Source organism: Streptomyces showdoensis (assembly GCF_039535475.1).
Lineage (GTDB): Bacteria > Actinomycetota > Actinomycetes > Streptomycetales > Streptomycetaceae > Streptomyces > Streptomyces showdoensis.
In genome coordinates, this window is the sequence record NZ_BAAAXG010000026.1 from 171928 (window position 1) to 194520 (window position 22593).

Annotated in this window: 21 protein-coding genes; 11 read left to right on the top strand and 10 right to left on the bottom strand. The window is 73.7% G+C overall.

Annotated features, from left to right (window positions below; genetic code table 11):
• Positions 1 to 30 precede the first annotated feature (30 nt).
• Positions 31 to 1140: a ferritin-like domain-containing protein gene (locus tag ABD981_RS13310; RefSeq protein ID WP_046910888.1), complete on the bottom strand. Its 1110-nt coding sequence runs from the start codon at positions 1138 to 1140 to the stop codon at positions 31 to 33.
• 111 nt (positions 1141 to 1251) lie between these two features.
• On the opposite strand from ABD981_RS13310, the gene ABD981_RS13315 reads away from it, so the two are divergent.
• The 4 genes from ABD981_RS13315 to ABD981_RS13330 all read left to right on the top strand — a co-directional run bounded on the left by ABD981_RS13315 (position 1252) and on the right by ABD981_RS13330 (position 4784).
• Positions 1252 to 2187, top strand: coding sequence for an AurF N-oxygenase family protein (locus ABD981_RS13315; RefSeq protein WP_046910889.1), 936 nt, complete (start codon positions 1252 to 1254; stop codon positions 2185 to 2187).
• 80 nt (positions 2188 to 2267) lie between these two features.
• Positions 2268 to 2990: a TetR/AcrR family transcriptional regulator gene (locus ABD981_RS13320; protein ID WP_046910890.1), complete on the top strand. Its 723-nt coding sequence runs from the start codon at positions 2268 to 2270 to the stop codon at positions 2988 to 2990.
• A 25-nt stretch (positions 2991 to 3015) separates the two neighbouring features.
• On the top strand, positions 3016 to 3303 hold the full coding sequence (locus ABD981_RS13325; protein WP_046910891.1) for a hypothetical protein: 288 nt from the start codon (positions 3016 to 3018) through the stop codon (positions 3301 to 3303).
• A 74-nt stretch (positions 3304 to 3377) separates the two neighbouring features.
• A complete protein-coding gene (locus tag ABD981_RS13330; protein WP_123955031.1) occupies positions 3378 to 4784 on the top strand; it encodes a C40 family peptidase in 1407 nt (468 codons plus the stop codon).
• Here ABD981_RS13330 and ABD981_RS13335 read toward each other — a convergent pair.
• Genes ABD981_RS13335 through ABD981_RS13355 form a run of 5 tightly spaced genes read right to left on the bottom strand, consistent with a single transcriptional unit; the run spans position 4757 to position 10468 of the window.
• On the bottom strand, positions 4757 to 5992 hold the full coding sequence (locus tag ABD981_RS13335) for a styrene monooxygenase/indole monooxygenase family protein (RefSeq protein WP_046910892.1): 1236 nt from the start codon (positions 5990 to 5992) through the stop codon (positions 4757 to 4759). The genes ABD981_RS13330 and ABD981_RS13335 overlap by 28 nt on opposite strands.
• A 28-nt stretch (positions 5993 to 6020) precedes the next feature.
• Positions 6021 to 6668: a GTP-binding protein gene (locus ABD981_RS13340; protein WP_046910914.1), complete on the bottom strand. Its 648-nt coding sequence runs from the start codon at positions 6666 to 6668 to the stop codon at positions 6021 to 6023.
• Positions 6669 to 6690: 22 nt separating this feature from the next.
• Positions 6691 to 7113, bottom strand: a complete 423-nt coding sequence (locus ABD981_RS13345) for a DUF742 domain-containing protein (protein ID WP_046910893.1) — start codon at positions 7111 to 7113, stop codon at positions 6691 to 6693.
• Positions 7110 to 7592, bottom strand: coding sequence for a roadblock/LC7 domain-containing protein (locus tag ABD981_RS13350; RefSeq protein WP_046910894.1), 483 nt, complete (start codon positions 7590 to 7592; stop codon positions 7110 to 7112). Before ABD981_RS13350 ends, ABD981_RS13345 begins: the two co-directional genes overlap by 4 nt.
• Complete coding sequence (locus tag ABD981_RS13355; protein WP_046910895.1) at positions 7589 to 10468, bottom strand: sensor histidine kinase; 2880 nt, start codon at positions 10466 to 10468, stop codon at positions 7589 to 7591. The genes ABD981_RS13350 and ABD981_RS13355 overlap by 4 nt, the downstream gene beginning before the upstream one ends.
• A gap of 385 nt (positions 10469 to 10853) precedes the next feature.
• On the opposite strand from ABD981_RS13355, the gene ABD981_RS13360 reads away from it, so the two are divergent.
• Entirely contained in the window at positions 10854 to 11636 is a 783-nt protein-coding gene (locus ABD981_RS13360) for a protein phosphatase 2C domain-containing protein (RefSeq protein WP_046910915.1), read from the top strand.
• Between the two features lie 4 nt (positions 11637 to 11640).
• Here ABD981_RS13360 and ABD981_RS13365 read toward each other — a convergent pair whose 3' ends face one another.
• Positions 11641 to 12123 (bottom strand): MarR family winged helix-turn-helix transcriptional regulator, encoded by a 483-nt coding sequence (locus ABD981_RS13365; RefSeq protein WP_046910896.1) that lies wholly within the window; start codon positions 12121 to 12123, stop codon positions 11641 to 11643.
• Between the two features lie 225 nt (positions 12124 to 12348).
• Between ABD981_RS13365 and ABD981_RS13370 the strand changes: the two genes are divergently transcribed.
• Positions 12349 to 13194, top strand: coding sequence for a lysozyme (locus ABD981_RS13370; protein ID WP_046910897.1), 846 nt, complete (start codon positions 12349 to 12351; stop codon positions 13192 to 13194).
• A 221-nt stretch (positions 13195 to 13415) separates the two neighbouring features.
• A complete protein-coding gene (locus ABD981_RS13375) occupies positions 13416 to 14303 on the top strand; it encodes a lytic polysaccharide monooxygenase auxiliary activity family 9 protein (protein WP_046910899.1) in 888 nt (295 codons plus the stop codon).
• Between the two features lie 71 nt (positions 14304 to 14374).
• Here ABD981_RS13375 and ABD981_RS13380 read toward each other — a convergent pair whose 3' ends face one another.
• Both ABD981_RS13380 and lon read right to left on the bottom strand, forming a co-directional pair.
• The gene (locus ABD981_RS13380) at positions 14375 to 14956 is read right to left on the bottom strand and encodes a DUF4240 domain-containing protein (RefSeq protein ID WP_046910900.1); all 582 of its coding nucleotides are present in this window, start codon (positions 14954 to 14956) and stop codon (positions 14375 to 14377) included.
• Between the two features lie 89 nt (positions 14957 to 15045).
• Positions 15046 to 17472: an endopeptidase La gene (gene lon / locus ABD981_RS13385; protein ID WP_046910901.1), complete on the bottom strand. Its 2427-nt coding sequence runs from the start codon at positions 17470 to 17472 to the stop codon at positions 15046 to 15048.
• A gap of 130 nt (positions 17473 to 17602) precedes the next feature.
• Between lon and ABD981_RS13390 the strand changes: the two genes are divergently transcribed.
• Both ABD981_RS13390 and ABD981_RS13395 read left to right on the top strand, forming a co-directional pair.
• Positions 17603 to 18238 carry a GNAT family N-acetyltransferase gene (locus tag ABD981_RS13390; RefSeq protein ID WP_046910902.1) on the top strand — a complete coding sequence of 212 codons (636 nt, stop codon included), beginning with the start codon at positions 17603 to 17605 and terminating at the stop codon, positions 18236 to 18238.
• A 45-nt stretch (positions 18239 to 18283) separates the two neighbouring features.
• A complete protein-coding gene (locus tag ABD981_RS13395; RefSeq protein WP_046910903.1) occupies positions 18284 to 18766 on the top strand; it encodes a hypothetical protein in 483 nt (160 codons plus the stop codon).
• A gap of 40 nt (positions 18767 to 18806) precedes the next feature.
• Here the strand turns inward: ABD981_RS13395 and ABD981_RS13400 are convergent, their stop codons facing one another.
• Positions 18807 to 19439, bottom strand: coding sequence for a TetR/AcrR family transcriptional regulator (locus ABD981_RS13400; RefSeq protein ID WP_046910904.1), 633 nt, complete (start codon positions 19437 to 19439; stop codon positions 18807 to 18809).
• Positions 19440 to 19573: 134 nt separating this feature from the next.
• On the opposite strand from ABD981_RS13400, the gene ABD981_RS13405 reads away from it, so the two are divergent.
• Both ABD981_RS13405 and surE read left to right on the top strand, forming a co-directional pair.
• Positions 19574 to 21319: a glycoside hydrolase family 3 protein gene (locus ABD981_RS13405; RefSeq protein WP_046910905.1), complete on the top strand. Its 1746-nt coding sequence runs from the start codon at positions 19574 to 19576 to the stop codon at positions 21317 to 21319.
• A gap of 136 nt (positions 21320 to 21455) precedes the next feature.
• A complete protein-coding gene (surE, locus tag ABD981_RS13410; protein ID WP_165591012.1) occupies positions 21456 to 22544 on the top strand; it encodes a 5'/3'-nucleotidase SurE in 1089 nt (362 codons plus the stop codon).
• Positions 22545 to 22593: the final 49 nt, after the last annotated feature.

Genomic DNA, 22593 nt, shown 5'->3' on the forward strand with positions numbered 1-22593 from the left:
CCGGGCCCCGCCCTACGCGGAGACCCCGCCCTACGCGGAGGCCCCGCCCTCCGCGATCGCCGTCGCGACCTCCTCGACCCGCTCCCGCTCCTCCGCCGCGAAGCGCTCGCGGTCCAGGGCCTCGGCGATCTCCTCGTCCTGGGTCATCAGCAGGTCGAGGTTGGAGTCGCCGAGGTCGAAGACGCCCATGTCGAGGTAGGCCTTCTGGAGGCGCTCGCCCCACAGGCCGATGTCCTTGACGCACGGGACGATCCGGCTGAACAGCAGCTTGCGGAAGAGGCGCAGGAAGTCGCTCTGCTCGCTGAGGGCCTCCGCCTCCTTCTTCGGGATGCCGAAGTTCTCCAGGACCTCGACGCCGCGCAGCCGGTCCCGCATCAGGTAGCAGCCCTCGATGACGAACTCCTCGCGCTCGCGCAGCTCGGCGTCCGTGAGCTGGCGGTAGTAGTCGCGGAGTGCCATCCGGCCGAAGGCGACGTGGCGGGCCTCGTCCTGCATCACGTACGCGAGGATCTGCTTGGGCAGCGGCTTGTCGGTGGTGTCGCGGATCATGCCGAAGGCGGCGAGCGCGAGGCCCTCGATGAGGACCTGCATGCCGAGGTAGGGCATGTCCCAGCGGGAGTCGCGCAGGGTGTCGCCGAGCAGGCTCTGCAGGTTGTCGTTGATCGGGTAGAGCATCCCGATCTTCTCGTGCAGGAAGCGGGAGTAGATCTCGGCGTGCCGGGCCTCGTCCATGGTCTGGGTGGCCGAGTAGAACTTGGCGTCCATGTCGGGCACGGACTCGACGATCCGGGCGGCGCAGATCATCGCGCCCTGCTCGCCGTGCAGGAACTGGCTGAACTGCCAGGAGGAGTAGTGCCGGCGCAGCTCGCCCTTGTCCTTCTCGGTGAGCTTGGCCCAGTGCCGGGTGCCGTAGAGGGACATCGCCTCGTCCGGGGTGCCGAGGGGGTCGTACGGGTCGACCTCCAGGTCCCAGTCGATGCGCGTGGCGCCGTCCCACTGCTTGTCCTTGCCCTTCTGGTAGAGGGCCAGGAGGCGGTCGCGCCCGTCGTCATAATCCCAGTTGAAGCGCGCGGCGCCGGTCGCGGGCACCTGCCAGACGGGCTCCCCGGGGGCCTGCGCATAGAGGTCGTGCGTCGACACTGACGGCTCCTTCCTACGGTTCCCAGCAGGCTCACACGTTGGTAGACGCAGGGTCAACAAGTCGTGCGTGAGGGATTGACGACGTTACTGACGAGGAGTCTTATACGTTGCATGGCCAGTCTCACCGAGCCCGACTTCGCCCTCCTGCGTGACGCCCTCGGCCCGCTGCGCGACCGTGAACAGGTCGCCGAGCGGCTGCTGGAGTCCTCCCTCAAGCACTCCTTCGACCCCGAGACCGAGCTCGACTGGGACGCCCCCTTCGAGGACGGGAAGTGGTTCTGGCCGCCGGAGCTGCTCTCCCTCTACGACACCCCGCTGTGGCGGAAGATGTCCGAGGACCAGCGCATCGAGCTCTCCCGGCACGAGGCCGCCTCGCTCGCCTCGCTCGGGATCTGGTTCGAGATCATCCTCATGCAGCTGCTCGTCCGGCACATCTACGACAAGTCGCTGACCAGCAAGCACGTCCGCTACGCCCTCACCGAGATCGCCGACGAGTGCCGGCACTCGATGATGTTCGCGCGGCTGATCACCCGCGGCGGCTCGCCCGAGTACCCGGTGCCGCGGGTCTACCACAACCTCGGCCGGGTCCTGAAGACCGTCTCCACCACCCCCGGCTCCTTCGCCGCGACCCTCCTCGGCGAGGAGATCCTGGACTGGATGCAGCGCCTCACCTTCCCCGACGAGCGGGTCCAGCCGCTGGTCCGCGGCGTCACCCGGATCCACGTCGTCGAGGAGGCCCGGCACGTGCGGTACGCACGGGAGGAGCTGCGCCGGCAGATGGCGACGGCCCCGCGCTGGGAGCAGGAGTTCACCCGCCTCAGCTGCGGCGAGGCCGCCCGGGTCTTCTCCACCTGCTTCGTGAACCCGAAGGTGTACGACAACGTCGGCCTGGACCGCCGCGAGGCCGTCGCCCAGGTGAGGGCGAGCGGCCACCGGCGCGAGGTGATGCAGTCCGGGGCCAAGCGCCTGACCGACTTCCTGGACGACATCGGCGTGCTGCGCGGCGCGGGCCGCCGGCTCTGGAAGTCCTCCGGGCTGCTCGCCTGAACGCCCGGCCGCCCTCGCTGAGCTGCCCCGATCCGTCCGGACCCGCCCGGGGCCGCTCCGGGCGGCGTTACGCTGCGGGCATGACGAGTCACGCCTCGCCCGCGTACCGCCGCCTGAGCGTCGAGGAACGGAAGCACCAGCTGCTCGACGCCGCCCAGACGCTCTTCGCCCACCGGGCCCCCGAGGACGTCTCGCTCGACGACGTCGCCGAGGCCGCGGGCGTCTCGCGCCCGCTCGTCTACCGCTACTTCCCGGGCGGCAAGCAGCAGCTGTACGAGGCGGCCCTGCGCTCCTCGGCCGACGCCCTGGAGCACTGCTTCGCCGAGCCGCCGGACGGGCCGCCGACCGAGCGGCTCGCCCGGGTCCTGGACCGCTACCTGGCCTTCGTCGACGGGCACGACGCCGGGTTCGCCGCGCTGCTGCGCGGCGGCAGCGTCGCCGAGACCTCCCGGACCTCCGCCATCGTCGACGAGGTCCGGCGCGCGGCGGCCGAGCAGATCCTCTTCCACCTGGGCGTGGACCGGCCCGGGCCGCGGCTCGGGATGATGGTGCGGACCTGGATCGCGGCGGTCGAGGCGGCCTCCCTGATCTGGGTCGACGAGGGGAAGCGACCGACCCCCGGGGAGCTGCGGGACTGGCTGGTGGACCATCTGGTCGCCCTGCTCGCCGCGACCGCCGCGAGCGACCCGGAGACGGCGAAGGTGGTGGCCCGGCTGCTCGCCCGGGAGACCCCGGCGGGGCCGGTCGGCACCCTGGCGCGGAACGTCATCCCGGTGGTCAGCGAGGCCGCGCACCTGCTCTGAGCGCGGCGGGGGCGACACTGGTGGGGTGAAGAGCGAGAACACCCCCTTCCGCGGCGGCCCCCTCGACGGCCGGGTGCTGCCCGTCCTGCTCGGCCCGACCGGGCACCCCCCGAAGTGGTACGAGGTCCCGGTCCCGGCCCACGAGGGCCGCCCCGCCACCGTGTACGCGTACCGCCGCGAGCCGGCCGGCCACAGCAAGCGGCTCGGGCTGCAGCAGGGCTGGGTCTACGCGTACGCCCCCGAGGGCCGGGAGCGCCGCGAGATCCGGTGGCCGTGGTCGAAGCCCCGGAACCCGGCTGCGCCGAACGAGTGAGCCCCGGGAACACCCCCACGCCGCTCCGATCATCACACTGATCCCCGCGCCATCATCCCGATGGAGGTGGTGACGTGTCGGTACGGCTGCTGCGCACGGTCTGCACGGGGGGACTCGCGGCCCTGACGGTCCTGACGGCCCTGACGGGCGTGCCGGGGGTGACCGGCCACCCGGCGAGGGCCGCCGAGCCACCGGCGCCGGGGAGTTCGGAGCCACCGGAGACGTCGGAGCCACGGGAGACGCCGGAGTCACGGGAGACGCCGACGACCCCGCCCCCGACCCCGCCCGCGGCACCGGAGACGCCGGAGGCCGCCGCGGGAGAGCCCTCCGGGACCCCCGAGACCCCCGAGACCCCCGGATCGGCCCTCGCCCCCGCCGCCGGCCCCGAGTCCCTCGGCTCCCTCCTCGCGCGGCTGCAGAGCCTCTACCGGCAGACCGAGCGGGCCACCGAGGCCTTCAACGCCGGCGAGGAGACGCTCAAGCGGCAGACCGCCGACACCCGGCAGGTGGACGCCCGCCTCGCCGCCGCCCGGGCCGAGCTGGCCCGGGGCAGGGACGAGGCCGGACGGCTGGCCCGGGAGCAGTACCAGGGGCGCTCCGAACTCTCCCCGTACCTGCGGCTGCTGCTCGCCCGCGACCCCCAGCACGCCCTGGACCAGAACCACCTGTTCGCCCGGGCCGCCCGGGACCGCGCCGGGACCGTCGCGCGGCTCCAGGGGGCCGAGAAGCGCGCCGCGGACCTGGCGGCGGCCTCCCGCAAGGCGCTGGACCGGCGCCGCTCCCTGGCCGCCCGGCAGCGGACCCACCGCGACGAGGTGCAGGAGCGGCTCCGCGAGGTGGAGGGGCTGCTGGCCGCCCTCTCCCCCGAGGAGCTCGCCCGGCTCGGCGCCCTGGAACGCACCCAGACCGCCGGAGCCCAGGCCGAACTCCTCGGCTCCGGCGTCCTCGACGGCCCCCGCTCCCCGTCGCGGGCGGGCGCCGAGGCGCTGCGCTTCGCGGTGGCGCAGATCGGGAAGCCGTACGAGTGGGGCGCCGAGGGCCCCGACACGTACGACTGCTCGGGGCTCACCCAGCGGGCCTGGGCGAGCGCGGGCCGCGAGCTCCCCCGGACCAGCCAGGAGCAGTGGCAGACCCTCCCCCGCGTCCCGCTCTCCCGGCTGCGCCCGGGCGACCTGGTCGTCTACTTCCCCGAGGCCACCCACGTCGCCCTCTACCTCGGCGACGGCCTCGTGGTGCACGCCCCGCGCCCCGGCGCCCGGATCAAGGTCTCCCCGCTCGCCGCCAACCCGCTCCTCGGCGCCGTGCGCCCCGATCCCGACACCCCGGCCCTGACGACGTACGCGCCGCCCGAGCTCCCGGCGGGAGCCACGGACGGCGCGGACGAGGGGTACGGCGGGGACGGACCGTCCGGCGGGGACCAGCGGTCCCGCGGGGAAGGACGGTCCGGCGGGGGTCAGGCCCCGGCGACCGAGGCCAGGTAGGCGGAGGTCTTCTCGGGGTCGAAGAAGAACTCCTCGAAGTCGGCCGGGTCGTCGAAGCCGTTCGCGAAGCGGTCGGCGACCGGCTGGAGCCCGCCCGCGGCGCCGAGCAGGTTCAGGACGTGCTCCGGCGGCGGCGCGAGCATCGCGTTGGTCCACTTGGTGACGTGCTGGGCGGTCCGCCAGTAGCGCTCGAAGGTGGCCCGCATCCAGGCCTCGTCGAAGGCGCCGTCGCCGTGCTCGACGATCGAGGCGAGGTACGCGGCGGCGCACTTGGAGGCGGAGTTGGAGCCCTGGCCGGTGATCGGGTCGTTGGCGACGACCACGTCGGCGACGCCGAGGACCAGCCCGCCGCCCGGGAGCCGCCCGACGGGGTTGCGGACGGTCGGGGCGTAGCGGCCTGCCAGGGTGCCGCCGGCGTCGGTCAGTTCGACCTTGATAACCCGCGCGTACTCCCAGGGCGTGAACCTCTCCATCAGCTCCAGCGTGAGGGCCAGGTGCTCGGAGGGGTCCTTGACGCCCTGGAAGACGTCGAGCGGGCCGCCTGGGACGCCCTCCCAGAAGAGGATGTCGGCGCGGCCGGAGGTGGTGAGGGTCGGCATGACGAACAGCTCGCCGACGCCCGGCACCACGTTGCACCGCACCGCGTCGAAGTCGGGGTGCTCGGGCCGCGGGCCGAGCCCGTGGACGTAGCTGACGGCGAGGGCGCGCTGCGGCTCGGCGTACGGGGAGCGCGCGGCGTCCCGGCCGAACATGGAGACCAGCTCGCCCTTGCCGGCCGAGACCAGCACCAGGTCGTAGCTGCGGGCGAAGTAGTCGAGGTCGCCGACGGCGGCGCCGTGGATGACGAGCTGGCCGCCGCGCTGGGCGAAGGTCTCCATCCAGCCGGCCATCTTCACGCGCTGGTCGACGGACTGGGCGTAGCCGCGGAGCTTGCCGACCCAGTCGATGGCGCGGCCGCCGTCGGGCGCGGCGACGGAGACGCCGACGCCCTCGATCCGCGGGGCCTGGGGCTCCCAGAAGTTGATGCCGAGGTCGCGCTCGTGCTGGAGCGCGGTGTCGAACATGCACTGCGTGGACATGACCCGGCCGGACCGGATCTCGTCCGCGGTGCGGTTGGACATCAGGGTGACTTCGTAGCCCCGGGACTGCAGACCGAGGGCGAGCTGGAGGCCGGACTGGCCGGCCCCGACTATGAGTATCTTCCGCATGTGCGACCGACCTTGGGGAACTCGGGGGTTATTCGGGGGTGGCTTCGAGCGCGTGGGCGACCATCGCGAGCAGGGTCTCGACCACGCTGTACCGCTTGCGCGCGTCCATGATCACGACCGGCACGTGGGCCGGCACGGTCAGCGCCTCGCGGACGTCGTCCACCTCGAACGACTCGGTGCCCTCGAAGTGGTTGACGGCCACGATGTACGGCAGGCCACAGCTCTCGAAGTAGTCCAGCGCGGGGAAGCAGTCGGTCAGCCGCCGCGTGTCGGCCATCACGATGGCGCCGATCGCGCCGCGCACCAGGTCGTCCCACATGAACCAGAAGCGCTGCTGCCCCGGCGTGCCGAAGACGTACAGCACCAGGTCGTCGTCGAGGGTGATCCGCCCGAAGTCCATCGCCACGGTGGTCGTGAGCTTGTCGGGGGTGGCGGTGAGGTCGTCGGTGTCCTCGCTCGCCCGGGTCATCAGGGCCTCGGTCTGCAGCGGGGTGATCTCGGAGACCGCGCGGACGAAGGTGGTCTTGCCGACGCCGAAGCCGCCCGCGACGACGACCTTGGTCGCGATCGGGGCGCGGGTGTGGTCCAGCTGCCAGTCCTGGGCGCCCTCTTCGGGGTCCGGTTCGGGCCGGGCGGCGGGCGGGGCGGTGGAGCCGCCCGCGGGCTGGGCGGGGATGCCGCCGACGACGGGCGGCGTTTCAGAGACGGCGGAGTCCACTCAGCACCCTTTCGAGGAGCGCGCGGTCGGGCCGGTCGGTGCCGTGCCCCGTCCCGTACACGCGGATCTTTCCCTGGTCGGCCAGGTCGCTGAGCAGCACCCGGACGACTCCCAACGGCATCTTCAGGAGCGCCGAGATCTCCGCCACCGTGCGCATCCGGCGGCAGACCTCGACGATGGCCCGCATCTCCGGCATGAGCCCGCGCGCGGCGCGCCCCCCGTCGGTCAGGACCTTGCGCTCCGGCGCCGCCTCCAGCGCGGCCACGAAGGTCTCGACGAGGAGGACGTGGGCGAAGCGGGTGCGGCCGCCGGTGAGCGAGTAGGGGCGGACGCGCGCGGGGCGCCGCCCCTCGCCGCGTATGGGCAGCCGGTGCGGGTGGTGGGCCGAGGAGGCTGACGTCACTGGTAGCTCTCCATCGACTTGGCCAGTTCGCTGCGGAGCTCGGGGGTGAGCACGTGTCCGGCGCGGCCGACGAAGAGCGCCATGTGGTACGCGATGACGCTCATGTCGCAGTCGGGGGTGGCGTGCACGCCGAGCAGCGAGCCGTCGCTGATCGACATGACGAAGACGCTGCCCTCCTCCATGGCGACCATCGTCTGCTTCACCCCGCCGCCGTCCATCAGCCGGGCGGCACCCACGGTGAGGCTGCCGATGCCGGAGACGATGGTGGCCAGGTCGGCGGTGGAGCCCCGCGGCCCCTCGGGCCGGTCGGCCTCGGCGGCCGCGCTCTGCACCTCCGGGTCGGACGAGAGCAGGAGCAGCCCGTCGGAGGAGACGACGGCGACGGAGCGGACCCCCGGCACCTCCTCGACGAGGTTGCCCAACAGCCATTGCAGATTGCGGGCCTCGCTGCTCAGCCCGAATGTTCCGGTCGCAGTCAACTGCGTGCCTCCTCGACTGTGTCCCCCGTGTTCTCCTCGGTACGTGCTGTCTGTGCGGCCTCGATCTCGGCGGCCACGTCGCGGCGGCCGTGCTCGGCGCCCCGCTGGAAGCCGCCGAGCCGGCGGCGCAGGGCCTCCGCGTCGACGCCGCGGGTGCGTATCGGCGGGGTGGCGCCGCCGGCCTGCCGCACGATCCGCGGCGTCCGCTTGGGCAGCCCCTTGTCCGTGACCCGCTCCCACCGCCCGGGCCGCGGCCCGGCCTCGTCCGGCAGGCTCTCCGGCTCCTCGACGGCCCGCTCGTGCGCGTCGGGCTCCGGCGGGGGGTCCGGGAGCCTGACCTGGAGCGTGGTCTCGGAGACGGACTCCACGGGAGTCGGGGCGGGGAGGGCGTCGTGGGGGGCGGGCTCGGGCTCCGGCTCGTACGCGGGCGCGGCGGCGGGCTCGGGCGTCGGCTCCGGCTCGTACGCCGGTACGGGCTCGGGCGCGGGGGCCTGCGTGGCCTCCGGCTCGGGCGCCGGGGACTGCGTCGGCTCCGGCTGCCGCTCCGGCAGGGGCGTACCGGCGACGAGGGTGCCTTCTTCCGCGGCCGCCGCGATCGCGCGTTCCGCGGCCTCCACCAGGGGGTCGCGGTGGCGGGAGGGCAGCGTGTTGGAGTTGGCCTCGGCGACCGAGCCGGGGAGCGTGAGCACGGGCGCGTCGCCCGGGACCGGGACCGGCGGGGGCACGGCGGCCGGCGGGGTGGTGGGGAGCAGCGGAAGCGGGAGGACCACGACGGCCGCGACGCCGCCGGGCTTCTGCTCGCGCAGCTCGACCCGTACGCCGTGGCGGGCGGCGAGCAGCGCGGCGACCCGGATGCCGAGCCCCTCGCCCTCGCCGTCGGCGATCGCGGGGTCGGCGAGCCGGGCGTTGAGCTCGGCGAGCCGGTCGGGCGCGATGCCGATGCCGCCGTCCTGGACGGAGAGCATGACCTCGCCGGACTCCAGGAGCCAGCCGGAGAGCTGGACCTGGGAGTCGGGCGGCGAGAAGGAGGTGGCGTTCTCCAGGAGCTCGGCGACCAGGTGGCTCAGGTCGTCCGCGGCGAAGCCGGCGACCTGCGCGTGCGGCGGCAGCGCCTGGATGCTGACCCGCTCGTAGCGCTCGATCTCGCTGACGGCGGCCCGCAGCACGTCGACGAGCGGCACCGGGCCGGGGTGCCCGTGGTGGTGCTCGTGGCCGGCGAGGACCAGGAGGTTCTCGCTGTGGCGGCGCATGACGGTCGCCATGTGGTCGAGCTTGAAGAGGGTGGCGAGGCGGTCCGGGTCCTGCTCGCGCTCCTCCAGCTTCTCGATCACGCCGAGCTGGCGGTCGACCAGCCCGAGGCTGCGCAGCGAGAGGTTGACGAAGGTGTGCTGGACGGTCTGCCGGAGCTTTTCGAGCTCGGCGGTGAGCCGGGCGCTGTGGCCCTGGAGCTCGGCCCGCTGGGCGGCCAGTTCGGCGGCGACGGCCTCGCGGGCGCCGGCCTGGTCGGCGCGCTCGGCGTCGAGCCGCTCGGCGCGGGCGGCGAGCGCGGTCAGCTTGCCCTGGAGGGTGTTGAGGGAGCGGACGACCTGGGCGAACTCGTCGTTGCGGCCGGTGAAGCGGATCGGCTCCTCGGCGTGCGGCTCGGGGGCGGCGGCGAGCCGGGCGGCGCCGATGCGCAGCACGGCGAGCGGCCGGGTGAGGGTGCGGGCCACGTAGGTGGAGATGCCGACGGCGACGAGCAGGCAGCCGCCGAGGAAGGCGATGCGCACTTCGAGCGCGGTGACGTCGTCGTCGCGGAGCGCGGTGAAGCGTTCGGCGCGCTCCGCGGCGAGGGCGGACTCGACGCCGCGCATCTGCTCGATGCGGGCGGAGAGCGCGGCGTCCAGCTTGGCCGGGTCGGTGTTGAGTTCGGACTCGGAGAGCTCGGGCCGGTCGGTGAGCCGGGCCAGGTAGCGCTCGGCGTTCTTGACGTCGGGGCCGGTGACGGTGGCGGCGAGGGAGTCGCGCGCGGGGGTGGTGGCGGCCTGGTCGAAGTCGGCGAGGGCGGCGAGTTCGCGGACCCTGGCCTGCTGGGCGGCGAGGGTCAGCGCGGACCTGGCCCGGTCGGCCTCGGCGGCGCCCTCCGCCTCGTCGGCGACGTAGGTGCCGGTGGCGGGGTCGTAGTGGGTGCCGCCGGTGGACTCGGGCCGGGGGACGGCGAGCGCGGCGAGCAGCAGGCCGCGCTCGGCGGAGGCATGTTCGGTGGCGCGGCCGAGGGCGGCGGGGGCCCGGACGGCCTCGGCGGCGCGCGCGGGGGTGCCCTCGGCGAGCCGGTCGGCGAGGGCCTGGAGCTTGGCGATGACCTCGGTGTACGCCCGGTGCGCGTCGAGCGCGGAGCCCTTGCCGGTGAGGGCGGTGCGGCGGATCGCGGGCAGTCCGGCGAGCTCGCGGCGGAGGTCCTCGGGGGCGGCCGGGCGGATCTCGTCGATCTGGCGGTCGACCCGGGTGGACCGGGCGCTGGTGACCTGGCGCTTGGAGGCGCTGTCGCCGCCCTGCTCGTCGCGTCCCGCGGCGATGTACGCGACGACCTCGTCGCGCTCGTCGGAGAGGGAGTGGGCGAGGGTGACGGCCTGGCGGTCGAGTTCGGCGAGCGCGACCAGGCCGACGGTGTCGTCGAGGTCGCCGGAGGCGGCGAGGATCGCGGGGGCGCCGGCGGCGAGGACGGTGACGCCGACCAGGGCGACACCGGCGACGAGACGGCCGCGGACCCGCTTGGGGCGGCCGGCGGGGGCCTGGGGGGCGCTGTCGGCGCCGTGCGCGGGCAGGCCGGGGTGCTGCGGGTCACCGGGGGTCTGGCTCCGCGCGCCGTTGTTGCTCCGAGGCCGCTTCTTCTGCACCGGTGCTCGCATTCTTGATCGTCCGCCCATGAAGCAGAGGTGACGACCGGTCACATGTAAGAGCCCCCACCCCTGGTGTGTGTCTTCCGACCATTTCAGCGGTTCTGGTCAGGGGACTCGCATCGGCCGCTCCGCCACCCGAACGAGTGAACAACACTCATGAGTTGGCAAACAACTCCTCCCGGTGGCCGCCGGGGCGCCGGGCTTACCCCCGGTTGGATCTTCCGCGCGGGCTTTGGCAGGATGCCCGCCCGCAGCTCCCCGGAGCTTGCGGTTCCGGGCTCCGGGGCCCGTCACGGTCCTTTGGTACAGGCCTGATTCGGCCGTCTGGAGGCGCTGTGAAGGAGTGATGCAGGCCGGGCCCGCCCGGGGCAGACTGGGGATCATGCGCACCGAAGCGGTCACCCTGCCCGGCAGCCCCGAACGCCCCAATGAGGACTGGGCGGCCGCAGCCCTGCCCGCCTCGGGGGCGGGCGGCACGGTCGTGGTCCTCGACGGGGTGACGCCCCCGGCGGGCGACGACGGTTGTGTGCACACGGTGCCCTGGTTCACCGCCCGACTCGGCGGCGCTTTGACGGAACTGTCCGCTTCGCGCCCCGATCTGACGCTGTCCGAGATCCTCGCCCTCGCAATCCGGCGCACCGCGGACGCCCACCGGAACACCTGTGACCTTTCTCACGTGCGGACTCCGCAGGCGACGGTGGCCATGGCGCGCTGGGACGGGGCGACGGTGGAGCACCTCGTCCTGTCGGACGCGGCCCTGCTCCTCCAGGCCGCCGACGGGTCGGTACGCGCGGTGCTCGACGACCGGCTGGACCACGTCCCGGAGGAGGTGCTGCGCTCCCTGGAGGCGACCGACCGGCTGCGCAACCGGGAGGGCGGCTTCTTCACCGCCGCCGCCGATCCGGCCGTGGCCGCGCGGGCGGTGACGGGCACGACGCCCCGCGCGCGGGTGCGGGCCCTGGCGGCGCTCACGGACGGGGCGACCCGCTGGGTGCAGCTGTTCGGGGAGGGCGACTGGGCGGACTGCTTCGGGGTGCTCGCGAAGGAGGGGGCGCACGGCCTGCTCCAGCGGGTCCGGGCGCTGGAGGGCGCCGACGCGGAGGCGGGCGGGGTGCACCGCTGGAAGCTGCACGACGACGCGACGGCGGTGTACGCGGAGCTGTAGGGGGTCACCCCTCCGATCGCACGTTGAAGTGGTGCAGCAGCCGGGCCAGTTCGGCGACCTCGGAACGGTCCCAGTCGGCCAGCTTGCGGACGTACCGTTCGCGCCGCGCGTCCCGCACCCGCCGGAAGCGGCCCTGGCCCTCGTCCGTCAGCCGGACCAGCGAGGCGCGGCCGTCGGCGGGGTCGGGGTCGCGGGCGACCAGCCCGAGCTGTTCGAGGGCGCGCAGCTGACGGCTCATCGTGGCCTTGCCGACGCCGAAGTAGCCGGCCAGATCGGTGGCGCGCTGCGGCCCCGCGTCGTCGAGCCGCACGAAGAGGCCGTAGGCGGCGGGCTCCAGTTCGGGGTGCACTTCGCGGGCCATCTCGCCGGACTGGGCCCGGGCGCGGCGCAGGAAGACCGCCAGTTCGCGCTCCAGGGCGAGGAACTCCTGGTCCACACCACTCCCGCCCTTGGGTGCGGATTCACTCCCCGTACCGCTTCCGTGCACGTCAGCACCCCTCACGCGCTTTCCGCTCGCTGAAAGTTATTTCCGGCCGCGGCCATCGCCGCAGCTCCTCCAGTATTTCGCAGGCGTAGACCAACGGCAGCAGTCGGCCCCTCTTCCGCCGGGCGGGTCTACGTGCGTAGCGTCTCACCCAAGCGCCATCGCTGACATGTCCACTACAGGACAGGTGGACATCGCTCCCCCCACCGAGCCTTTCGGAGGCACGCAATGCGTGTGCACAGATCCGGGACGTCCCCGGCCGGCGCCGCCCTCGCGGCCCTGGCCCTCCTCCTCCCCCTCGCCCTCGGCGCCCTCGCCACCCCCGCCGCCGCCCAGGACCCGGGCGGCGCCCGGCAGACACCCGCCCGCGGCTCCGCGTACATGGGCATGGGCGTGGCCGCGCACGACGGCCGGGGCGCCGAGCCCGCCGGCCTCGCGGTCCAGGCCGTCCAGACCGAGGGCGTGGACGTGTCCAGCCACAACGGCAACGTGGCCTGGTCGACCCTGTGGAACAGCGGGGTGAAGTGGGCCTACGTGAAGGCGACGGAGGGCACGTACTACAAGAACACCTCGTTCACCCAGCAGTACAACGGCTCGTACAACGTGGGCATGATCCGCGGCACGTACCACTTCGCGACGCCCGACACGACGTCGGGCGCGGCCCAGGCCGACTACTTCGTGAACAACGGCGGCGGCTGGTCCGGGGACGGCAGGACGCTGCCGGGCGCGCTGGACATCGAGTGGAACCCGTACGGCGCGACCTGCTACGGCAAGACGCAGGCCGGGATGGTCGCCTGGATCAAGGACTTCCTCGACCGGTACAAGTACCGCACCGGCCGGGACGCGGTGATCTACACGGCGACGAGCTGGTGGACCCAGTGCACCGGCAACTACGGCGGCTTCGCCTCGACCAACCCGCTGTGGATCGCGCGGTACGCCGCGGAGGTCGGCACCCTGCCGGCCGGCTGGGGCTACTACACGATGTGGCAGTACACCTCGTCCGGCCCCACGGTCGGCGACCACAACCACTTCAACGGGGACTACTCGCGGGTGCAGGCGCTCGCGAACGGCTGACCGGTGCGGCGCGGCGGGCCTCCCGGGTGTGCGGCGGCGCACCCGGGAGGCCCGCCCCCTTCGTGCGCACACCCCCGCGTCCCGGCTTTCTCGGACGCACCCCTTGCCCATTGGTATGGACCAATGCGACCCTCGGGGAGCCGCGGGCGAGCCGCAACTCGCCCGCACCGTGCGCACGTTGCTCGTCCCGTACTCCCCCACGCACGAGAGAGAGCTCCGCCATGCCCCGCATCACGACCTCCCGCTCCCGCCGCGCCGCCGCCGCGACCGCACTGACCGCCGCCGTGCTCGTCCCCCTCACGCCCGGCGCCGCGAGCGCCCACGGTGCCGTGTTCAACCCGGTCAGCAGGATCGCCGCCTGTTACGCCGAGGGCCCCGAGGCCCCCAAGTCGCAGGTGTGCAAGGACCTCGTCGCCGACTCCGGCACCCAGCCGCTCTACGACTGGAACGAGGTCAACATCGCCAACGCCGACGGGCAGCACAAGGCGCTGATCCCGGACGGCAAGCTCTGCTCGGCCAACCGCGCGAAGTACCGCGCCCTGGACTGGGCCCGCACCGACTGGCCGGCCACCGCCGTCGCCCCCGGCGCCTTCGGCTTCAAGATCCGTGCCACGGCGGCGCACTCCGGCACGATGACGATGTACATCACCAAGCCGGCCTTCGACCCCACCCAGCCGCTGAAGTGGTCCGACCTCGACACCACCCCGGTCGCCGTCTACAACACCACCCGCACGGCCACCGACGGCTACTACGCCTTCAACGGCACCCTCCCCGCGCGCTCCGGCCGCCACATCGTCTACATGGTGTGGCAGCGCAACGACAGCCCCGAGGCCTTCTACAGCTGCTCGGACGTCACCTTCGGCACCGGTGGCGCCGCCGCCGTCGCCGCGAAGGCCGAGGTCCCGACCGAGGCCGAGCTCGCCGCGGGCGCCCAGCTCTCCACCGTGAGCCACAAGGGCCACGGCGGCGACGAGCAGCCCCCCGCCCTCTCCGCCGAGACCGCCGAGACCCCCGCCTCGCCGCTTCCGCTCGCCCTCGCGGGCGCCGGCGCGCTCGCCGCCTTCGGCGCGGGCAGCATCCTGCTGGCGCGGCGCCGCAACGAGTCCTGAGCACCGCCCCCGGAGGTCCCGCCCGGCGCGCCGCCGCACCGCTCCCGGCCGGCGTGCGCGCCGGGCGGGAGCTACCCCCGCCCGGCCCGGGCCGGGAAGAGGGCGGCGAGCCGGGGCATCCCCGCCTCGTCCAGGGGCTCCTCCCGCGGCGGCGCCTCCGGGTCCGGGGCCTCCTCGCCCTGGGCGGCGTCGAGCGCGTCGAAGAAGGCCTCCCCCTCGTCGGCCACCCCCGTCAGGTCCTCGTAGGCGTCCGCCGCCACGTAGTCCAGCGCCTCCAGGTCGGGCCACTCCTCCGCCTCGCACCAGGAATCCCGGCTCCGCCCCGCGAGCCGGAGCACCTCGGGCACCCCGGCCAGTCCGTCGGGCGACACGAGGGCCTCCTCGAACACCTCGCGCCCCAGACCCACCAGCCACAGCCGGAAGTAGTGGAAGCCGTCGTCGGAGCACCGGCCGCCCAGGATCCGCTCGGCCGCCGACCACAGGTCGGCCCGGTAGGACCGGTCGCAGGCCGCCTCCAGCTCCACCTGGAACGCCACGCACTCCTGCGCCGGCCCCCGCGCCAGCTCCCCCCGCAGCCACTGCAGCCGGTCGTCCCGCGACCCCGGCCGGTGCCGCAGCTCCCCCATCAGCGCCCAGAAGGCCTTCTCGTCCATGCCCGCCGCATCGCAGCCGCCACTGACAACGCCGGTGGGGCGCCCTCCCCTTGGGAGTGCGCCCCACCGGCGTACCGCGGGTCCGGGCGTCAGGCCGCCGCGCCCACCGCGACCTGGGCCGGGGCGAGGGCGATCTCCAGGACCTGCCGGACGTCCGTCACCGGGTGGACCTCCAGCTTCTCCAGGATCTCGGCCGGGACGTCGTCCAGGTCGGCCTCGTTCCGCTTGGGGATCACGACCGTCGTGATGCCCGCCCGGTGCGCGGCGAGGAGCTTCTGCTTCAGGCCGCCGATCGGGAGCACCCGGCCGGTCAGGGACACCTCGCCGGTCATCGCGACGTCCGTGCGGACCAGCCGGCCCGACAGGAGCGAGGCGAGGGCGGTGGTCATCGTGATGCCCGCGCTCGGACCGTCCTTCGGGACCGCGCCCGCCGGGAAGTGGATGTGCACGCCGCGGTCCTTGAGACCGGTGACGGGCAGCTCCAGCTCCGCGCCGTGCGAGCGGAGGAAGGAGAGCGCGATCTGCGCGGACTCCTTCATCACGTCGCCCAGCTGGCCGGTGAGGGTGAGCCCGGCCGCGCCCGTCTCCGGGTCGGCGAGCGAGGCCTCGACGAAGAGCACGTCGCCGCCCGCGCCGGTCACGGCGAGACCGGTCGCGACCCCGGGCACCGAGGTCCGGCGCTCGGCCGGGTCCTGGGCCGACTCGGGCACGTGGTGCGGGCGCCCGATGAGGCCGCGCAGCTCGTCCGGGCCGACGGTGAACGGCAGCTCCCGGTCGCCCAGTTCGTGCTGGGCGGCCACCTTGCGCAGCAGCCGCGCGATGGACCGCTCCAGGGTGCGGACGCCCGCCTCCCGGGTGTACTCGCCGGCGAGCCTGCGCAGCGCCGCCTCCTCCAGCACGACCTCGCCCGGCTCCAGGCCGGCCTTCTCCAGCTGCCGGGGCAGCAGGTGGTCGCGGGCGATGACGACCTTCTCGTCCTCGGTGTAGCCGTCGAGCCGGACGAGCTCCATGCGGTCGAGCAGCGCCTCGGGGATGGCTTCGAGGACGTTGGCGGTGGCCAGGAACACCACGTCCGACAGGTCGAGTTCGACCTCCAGGTAGTGGTCCCGGAAGGTGTGGTTCTGCGCGGGGTCGAGGACTTCGAGGAGGGCCGCCGCCGGGTCGCCCCGGTAGTCGGATCCGACCTTGTCGATCTCGTCGAGCAGGACCACCGGGTTCATGGACCCGGCCTCCTTGATGGCGCGGACCACCCGGCCTGGCAGGGCGCCCACGTACGTGCGCCGGTGGCCGCGGATCTCGGCCTCGTCGCGCACGCCGCCGAGGGCGACCCGCACGAACGTGCGCCCCATCGCGTGGGCGACGGACTCGCCGAGCGAGGTCTTGCCGACGCCGGGCGGCCCGACGAGCGCGAGCACGGCACCGCCGCGTCGCCCGCCGACCACGCCGAGCCCGCGCTCGGCGCGCCGCTTGCGCACCGCCAGGTACTCGGTGATCCGCTCCTTCACGTCCTCCAGGCCGGCGTGCTCGGCGTCGAGGACGGCCTTGGCGCCCTGGATGTCGTACGCGTCCTCCGTCCGCTCGTTCCACGGCAGTTCGAGGACCGTGTCGAGCCAGGTCCTGATCCAGGAACCCTCGGGCGACTGGTCGCTGGAGCGCTCCAGCTTCTCGACCTCCTTGAGGGCGGCCTCCCGCACCTTCTCCGGCAGCTCGGCGGCCTCCACGCGCGCCCGGTAGTCGTCGGACTCGTCGGCCCCGTTCCCGTTCCCGGCGGTCTCGCCGTTGAGCTCGCGCAGCTCCTTGCGCACGGCTTCGAGCTGGCGGCGCAGCAGGAACTCGCGCTGCTGCCTGTCGACGCCCTCCTGGACGTCCTTGGCGATGGTCTCGGCGACGTCCTGCTCGGCCAGGTGCTCGCGCAGCTGCGCGGTGGCCAGCTTCAGGCGGGCGACCGGGTCGGCGGTCTCCAGGAGCGCGACCTTCTGCTCGACGGTGAGGAAGGGCGAGTAGCCGGAGTTGTCGGCGAGGGCGCCGACGCCGTCGATCTGCTGGACGCGGTCGACGACCTGCCAGGCGCCGCGCTTCTTGAGCCAGCTGGTGGCCAGCGCCTTGTACTCCTTGACCAGTTCGGTCACGGAGCCGGGCAGCGGATCGGGCAGGGTCTCCTCGACGGCGGTTCCCTCGACCCACAGGGCCCCGCCGGGCCCGGTCGTGCCGGCGCCGATGCGGACCCGGCCGCGGCCGCGGATGAGCGCGCCGGGGTCGCCGTCGGACAGCCGCCCGACCTGCTCGACCGTGCCGAGCACACCGGTCCCGGCGTAGGTGCCGTCCACCCGGGGCACGAGCAGCACCCGCGGCTTGCCCGTGCCACCGCGTGCGGCGGCCTGGGCGGCCTCGACGGCGGCCCGGACGTCGTTGTCGGACAGGTCCAGCGGCACCACCATTCCGGGCAGCACGACCTCGTCGTCGAGCGGCAGCACAGGCAGAGTGAGCGGCACGGACGCCATGGACTCAGAAGCCATGATCTCCCCTTCGGCAGTCAAGTTGAGCTATGTGGACTCAATGCACGTGAGCCGAGGAATGTTCCCCGCCGCGCGTTCGCTCTGAGCGATCACCCCCGCACGCTCTCTGCGCAGCGGCTGTAATACCCCCATGAACACTGCATCCATTACTTCTGCCTGGGTGGCCGGCTGGACCGTCTCCCGCGGCACCCCGCCCGCCGTCGTCGAACCCTGGGGCTACCGGATCCACGTGGGCCTCCCCCGGCACCCCTTCCGGCACGTGCTGCCACACCCGGACGCGGCCTCCGTGGGCAGGCTGTGCGCCGCGATCACCGAGCCGTACGCGTGGCTCAAGGTGATGGCGACGCCCGAGGAGGTGGCGCCGTGGATCACGGAGGGCTGGACGATCCCCGACGACCCGGGGTTCATGATGACCAAGAAGCTGGACCCGGCGGCCCGCCCCGCGCCCCCGGACGGCTACGCCCGGACGACGGAGACCGACGAGGGCGTGATCCGGGTCCGGATCCTCGCCCCGGACGGCACCCTCGCCGCCCGCGGGCAGATCGCGCCGACCGGGGAGACGGCCGTCGCCGACCAGATCGAGACGGACCCCGCCCACCGCCGCCGCGGCCTCGGCGCCAACGTCATGCGCACCCTGGAGGCGGCGGCCGCGCAGGCGGGCGCGGAGACCGGCGTCCTGGCGGCGACCACCGACGGGATGGCCCTGTACGACTCGCTCGACTGGTACTACCGGGGGCCGCTGACCGGCATCGTGCGCGCGGCTTGAGCCGTTCCGGCTGCACGGCACCGGGAGAGGGGGCATGCTCGCTGCATGCAGAGCGGAAAGAGGTACGGGGCCGCGGCCCTGCTGGCCGCGGTGGTGACCGTGACGGGCTGCGGCCAGGCCCCCGCGACCCCCGCCGACGCCCCGGCGACCGCGTCACCGACCGCCGGCACCCGGGAGCCCGCCCCCCAGGAGGTCCTGGTCGAGGTGGTGGTCAACGGCGGCTTCGCCGGCGTCTCGAACAAGCTGGTCGTGCACTACGACGGCACGTACACCACCCGCACCGGAACCGAGGCCCCGAAGAGCGGGCGGATGACCCCCGCCGAGGTCGCCGAGCTGCGCGCCGCGCTGGAGGACCCGGCCTACGCGAAGGTCCCGGCCCGGCCGAGCGGGAGCCCGATCGCCGACGGGTTCACGTACGCCGTCACGCACGCCCACCGGCTGGTGATCGCGGGCGACGGCGAACGCCCGCCGGCCCTGGACCGCGTCTTCAAGGCCCTCCCCGAGGGCGGCCCGCCGACGGGGCGCTAGGCCGCGCCTTTCGGCTCGTGCCGGGCCCGCCGGGGAACCCTCAGGCCCGGATCTCCTCGTACTGGCGGCGCAGGAAGTCCCGCACCCGCCCCGGCATGTCCAGCGCCCCGGGGTCGAGGGCCCACTGGATCTGGAGCCCGTCCATGACGGCGAGCTGCTCCCTGCCGACGGCCTCGCAGTCGATGCCCGTCCGCAGCTCGCCGCGCTCGACGGCGCGCTCCAGGAGGTCGACGGTGTGGCGGAGGATGCGGGCGTACCGCTCCTTGAAGTACTCGTGGGCGGGGTGTCCGAGGTTGCCGGACTCGCCGACCAGCACGTTGAACATCCGCACGATGCCGGGCCGCCGGGTGTTGTCCTCGATCAGCGCCACCAGGGTGTCGAGGTACCCGGCGTAGGACGCGGGCTCCTCGCTGAAGAGCCGCTCGACGTCGTGCTCCTCGCTCTGCGCGAGCACGGAGAGCAGCAGGTCCTCCTTGCTGCGGAAGTGGTGGAGCAGCCCGCCCTGGGTGATGCCGCAGTCGTTGGCGATCCGGGCCAGCGAGGAGGCGTGGAAGCCCCACCGGCCGAAGTGCTCGACGGCGGTGTCCAGGATCTTCCGGCGCCGCGCGTCACCGACCGCGTAACTGCCCCGACCTGCACTTCTACGGGCCGCTCGCCCCTCGCTCTCCGGCATGGCCACACCCTAACGAAGCCCCGGACGCACCCCACCCGCCCTGTGACCCACGCCACATCACACAAACCTAGTAGGTACTCGGTTTTGGCGCTTAGCCTGACGGTCCGATCAGAGACGTCAGAGCAGGTACGGACATGCACCCCTACCAGGACCCCACCCGCCCGGTCGCCGAGCGCGTCGAGGACCTCCTCTCCCGCATGACCCTGGAGGAGAAGGCCGGACAGCTCTTCCACTCCATGCTGATGATGAATCCGGACGGCACCCCGGTGACCGAGACCGACGGCTCGATGCTGCCGTTCACCACCCCGGAGCTCATCGAGGGCCGCGGGCTCACCCACTTCAACCTGCTCGGCACCCACGGCGCCCGCGAGATGGCCCTGTGGCACAACGCGATCCAGGAGATGGCCGCCGCCACGCGCCTCGGCATCCCGGTCTCGCTCTCCACGGACCCCCGGCACGCCTTCACCGACAACATCGGCGCGTCCTTCAACTCCGGCGCCTTCTCCGCCTGGCCCGAGGCCCTCGGCCTCGCCGCCGTCCGCGACCCGGAGCTGGTCTTCCGCTTCGCCGACACCGTGCGCCGCGAGTACCTCTCGGTCGGCTTCCGCACGGCGCTCCACCCGCAGATCGACCTCGCCACCGAGCCCCGCTGGTCCCGCCAGTCCGGCACCTTCGGCTCCGACGCGGCCCTCACCGGCGAACTCGTCCGCGCCTACGTCCTCGGCCTCCAGGGCGAGGAGCTGGGCCCGGACTCGGTCGCGGCGATGGTCAAGCACTTCCCGGGCGGCGGCCCGCAGAAGGACGGCGAGGACCCGCACTTCGCGCACGGCAAGGAGCAGGTCTACCCGGGCGGCCTGCGCGACCTGCACCTGGAGCCCTTCAAGGCCGCCATCGCCGCCGGCTGCTCGCAGATGATGCCGTACTACGGCCAGCCCGTCGGCACCGACTGGGAAGAGGTGGGCTTCGGCTTCAACCGGGGCGTCATCCAGGGCCTCCTGCGCGAGGAGCTCGGCTTCACCGGCATCGTCTGCACCGACTGGGGCCTGCTCAACGACAGCGAGATCTTCGGCGAGCCGCACGGCGCCCGGGCCTGGGGCGTGGAGCACCTGAGCGTGGCCGAGCGCGCGGCGAAGGCCCTGGACGCGGGCGCGGACCAGTTCGGCGGCGAGGAGTGCCCCGAGGTGATCGTGGAGCTGGTGCGCTCGGGCCGCGTGGCCGAATCCCGCGTGGACGCCTCCGTACGCCGCCTGCTGCACGAGAAGTTCGTCCTCGGCCTCTTCGACGAGCGCCGGTACGTCGACCCCGACGAGGCCGCGGAGACCGTCGGCCGGGCCGACTTCGCCGCGCTCGGCGCCGCCGCCCAGCGCCGCTCCCTGACGGTCCTCACCGCCGGCCCGCTCCCCGTCGGGAACCGGCCGAAGCTATACGTGGAGAACGTGGACCCGGTCACGGCGGCGGCCTACGGCGAGGTGGTGGCCACCCCCGCGGAGGCGGACCTGGCGGTCCTGCGCCTGCGCACCCCGTACGAGGAGCGCCCGAACAAGTTCGAATCGTTCTTCCACTCGGGCTCGCTCGCCTTCCCCGAACCCGAGCTGACCCGCATCCTGGCCCTCCTCGACACCACCCCCACCCTGGTGTGCGTGAACCTGGAGCGCCCGGCCGTCCTCCCGGAGATCGCGGAGCACGCGGCGGCCCTGATCGCCGACTACGGGGCGAGCGACGAGGCCCTGCTGGACGTGGCCTTCGGCCGGGCGAAGCCGGAGGGCCGGCTCCCCTTCGAGCTGCCGCGCTCCATGGCGGCGGTGGAGGCCTCGCGTCCGGACGTCCCGAACGACACGGCGGACCCGGTCTTCCCGTACGGCCACGGCCTGGAGCTCTGAGCCGCACCCACCCCACCGATCCACCGCAGCACACCCACAGACCGCGGGGCTCCTGACGCCGCCCCGCGCCCGATCCGGGGCCCTCCCGTGGGGGGCAGGGCCCCGGATCGCCTTGTACCCGCCACATGCCATGCACATGACAGGAAGGGACATCCTGATGCGCACCTACCTCGCCCTCACCACCGCGGCGGCCACGCTCCTGGCCGCGGGAGCCACGGCCTACGCGGTGACGCCCGCCCATCCCGGCCCCGCCGCCAAGCCCCTCGCCGGCCTCCGCGTCCTGATCTCCAACGACGACTCGATGCAGGCCGCCAAGGCGAGCAACTCCGACGGCCTCGGCCTCTACGAGCTGCGCCGCGCGATGTGCGCCGCCGGTGCGGACGTCGTCGTGATGGCCCCCTGGCAGGTCCAGTCGGGCAAGGGCACGGCCGTCACCAACGGCGGGGTGGTCACCGCCCAGCGCCGCACCGCCCTGCCGGCGGGCTACGAGGACGACTGCTCGGCCGCCCCCTCCCAGGGCGCCGTCTTCGGCGTGTGCCTGGCCGCGGGCCCCTGCGGCAAGGACACCCCGAGCGCCACCCCCGCCGACACGGTGAAGCTCGCCCTGCGCGGCGGGCTGAGAGCGAAGGTGGGCTGGAAGGAGGCCCCCGACCTGGTCCTCACCGGCATCAACTCGGGCCCGAACGTCTCCGCGAGCGTCAACGACTCGGGCACGGTCGGCGCCGCGGTCGCGGCCGTCGACCAGGGCGTCCCGGCCCTCGCCTTCTCCTCCTCGGGCGACGAGAGCAACACGTTCTTCCCGCGCGAGAACTACCGCGCCCACGCCGAGTTCGGCGCCCGGCTCGTCGCGGGCCTCAGGGCGCGCTCCCTGCTCACCCCGGAGTTCGCGCTCAAGGTCGACTACCCGGACGTGAGCACCGGACAGCGGGCCCGGCCCGCGGTGTGGACGCGGGTCGGCGACGGCGCGGTGGTCTACCACGCCTTCGAGCAGCGCGGCACGAGCGACTCCTTCGACATCGCGCTGGGGCTGTGCCCGTTCGACGGCACCGGCGAGGGCGAGTGCGCGGAGGGCCGGAAGGACGCCGACTCGACCTGGCTGCTCGACAAGGGCCACGTCACGGTCGCCCCGATCACCTGGGACCGCACGTACGGCACCCCCGTCGAGGCGCGCCGCACGCTGAAGCGGATCGAACAGTACGTCGAGCACGACGCGCCGCGCCCGTAAAGAGAAGGCGCCCCAACCCCGTACTCCGTAAGGTGTTCGGCCCGGCCCC

Coding starts and splice junctions, on each gene's coding strand:
- ABD981_RS13315 (WP_046910889.1), top strand. CDS start 1,252: ATGGCCAGTCTCACCGAGCCCGACTTCGCCCTCCTGCGTGACGCCCTC.
- ABD981_RS13320 (WP_046910890.1), top strand. CDS start 2,268: ATGACGAGTCACGCCTCGCCCGCGTACCGCCGCCTGAGCGTCGAGGAA.
- ABD981_RS13335 (WP_046910892.1), bottom strand. CDS start 5,992: ATGCGGAAGATACTCATAGTCGGGGCCGGCCAGTCCGGCCTCCAGCTC.
- ABD981_RS13360 (WP_046910915.1), top strand. CDS start 10,854: ATGCGCACCGAAGCGGTCACCCTGCCCGGCAGCCCCGAACGCCCCAAT.
- ABD981_RS13370 (WP_046910897.1), top strand. CDS start 12,349: ATGCGTGTGCACAGATCCGGGACGTCCCCGGCCGGCGCCGCCCTCGCG.
- ABD981_RS13375 (WP_046910899.1), top strand. CDS start 13,416: ATGCCCCGCATCACGACCTCCCGCTCCCGCCGCGCCGCCGCCGCGACC.
- ABD981_RS13380 (WP_046910900.1), bottom strand. CDS start 14,956: ATGGACGAGAAGGCCTTCTGGGCGCTGATGGGGGAGCTGCGGCACCGG.
- lon (WP_046910901.1), bottom strand. CDS start 17,472: ATGGCTTCTGAGTCCATGGCGTCCGTGCCGCTCACTCTGCCTGTGCTG.
- ABD981_RS13390 (WP_046910902.1), top strand. CDS start 17,603: ATGAACACTGCATCCATTACTTCTGCCTGGGTGGCCGGCTGGACCGTC.
- ABD981_RS13395 (WP_046910903.1), top strand. CDS start 18,284: ATGCAGAGCGGAAAGAGGTACGGGGCCGCGGCCCTGCTGGCCGCGGTG.
- ABD981_RS13400 (WP_046910904.1), bottom strand. CDS start 19,439: ATGCCGGAGAGCGAGGGGCGAGCGGCCCGTAGAAGTGCAGGTCGGGGC.
- ABD981_RS13405 (WP_046910905.1), top strand. CDS start 19,574: ATGCACCCCTACCAGGACCCCACCCGCCCGGTCGCCGAGCGCGTCGAG.
- surE (WP_165591012.1), top strand. CDS start 21,456: ATGACAGGAAGGGACATCCTGATGCGCACCTACCTCGCCCTCACCACC.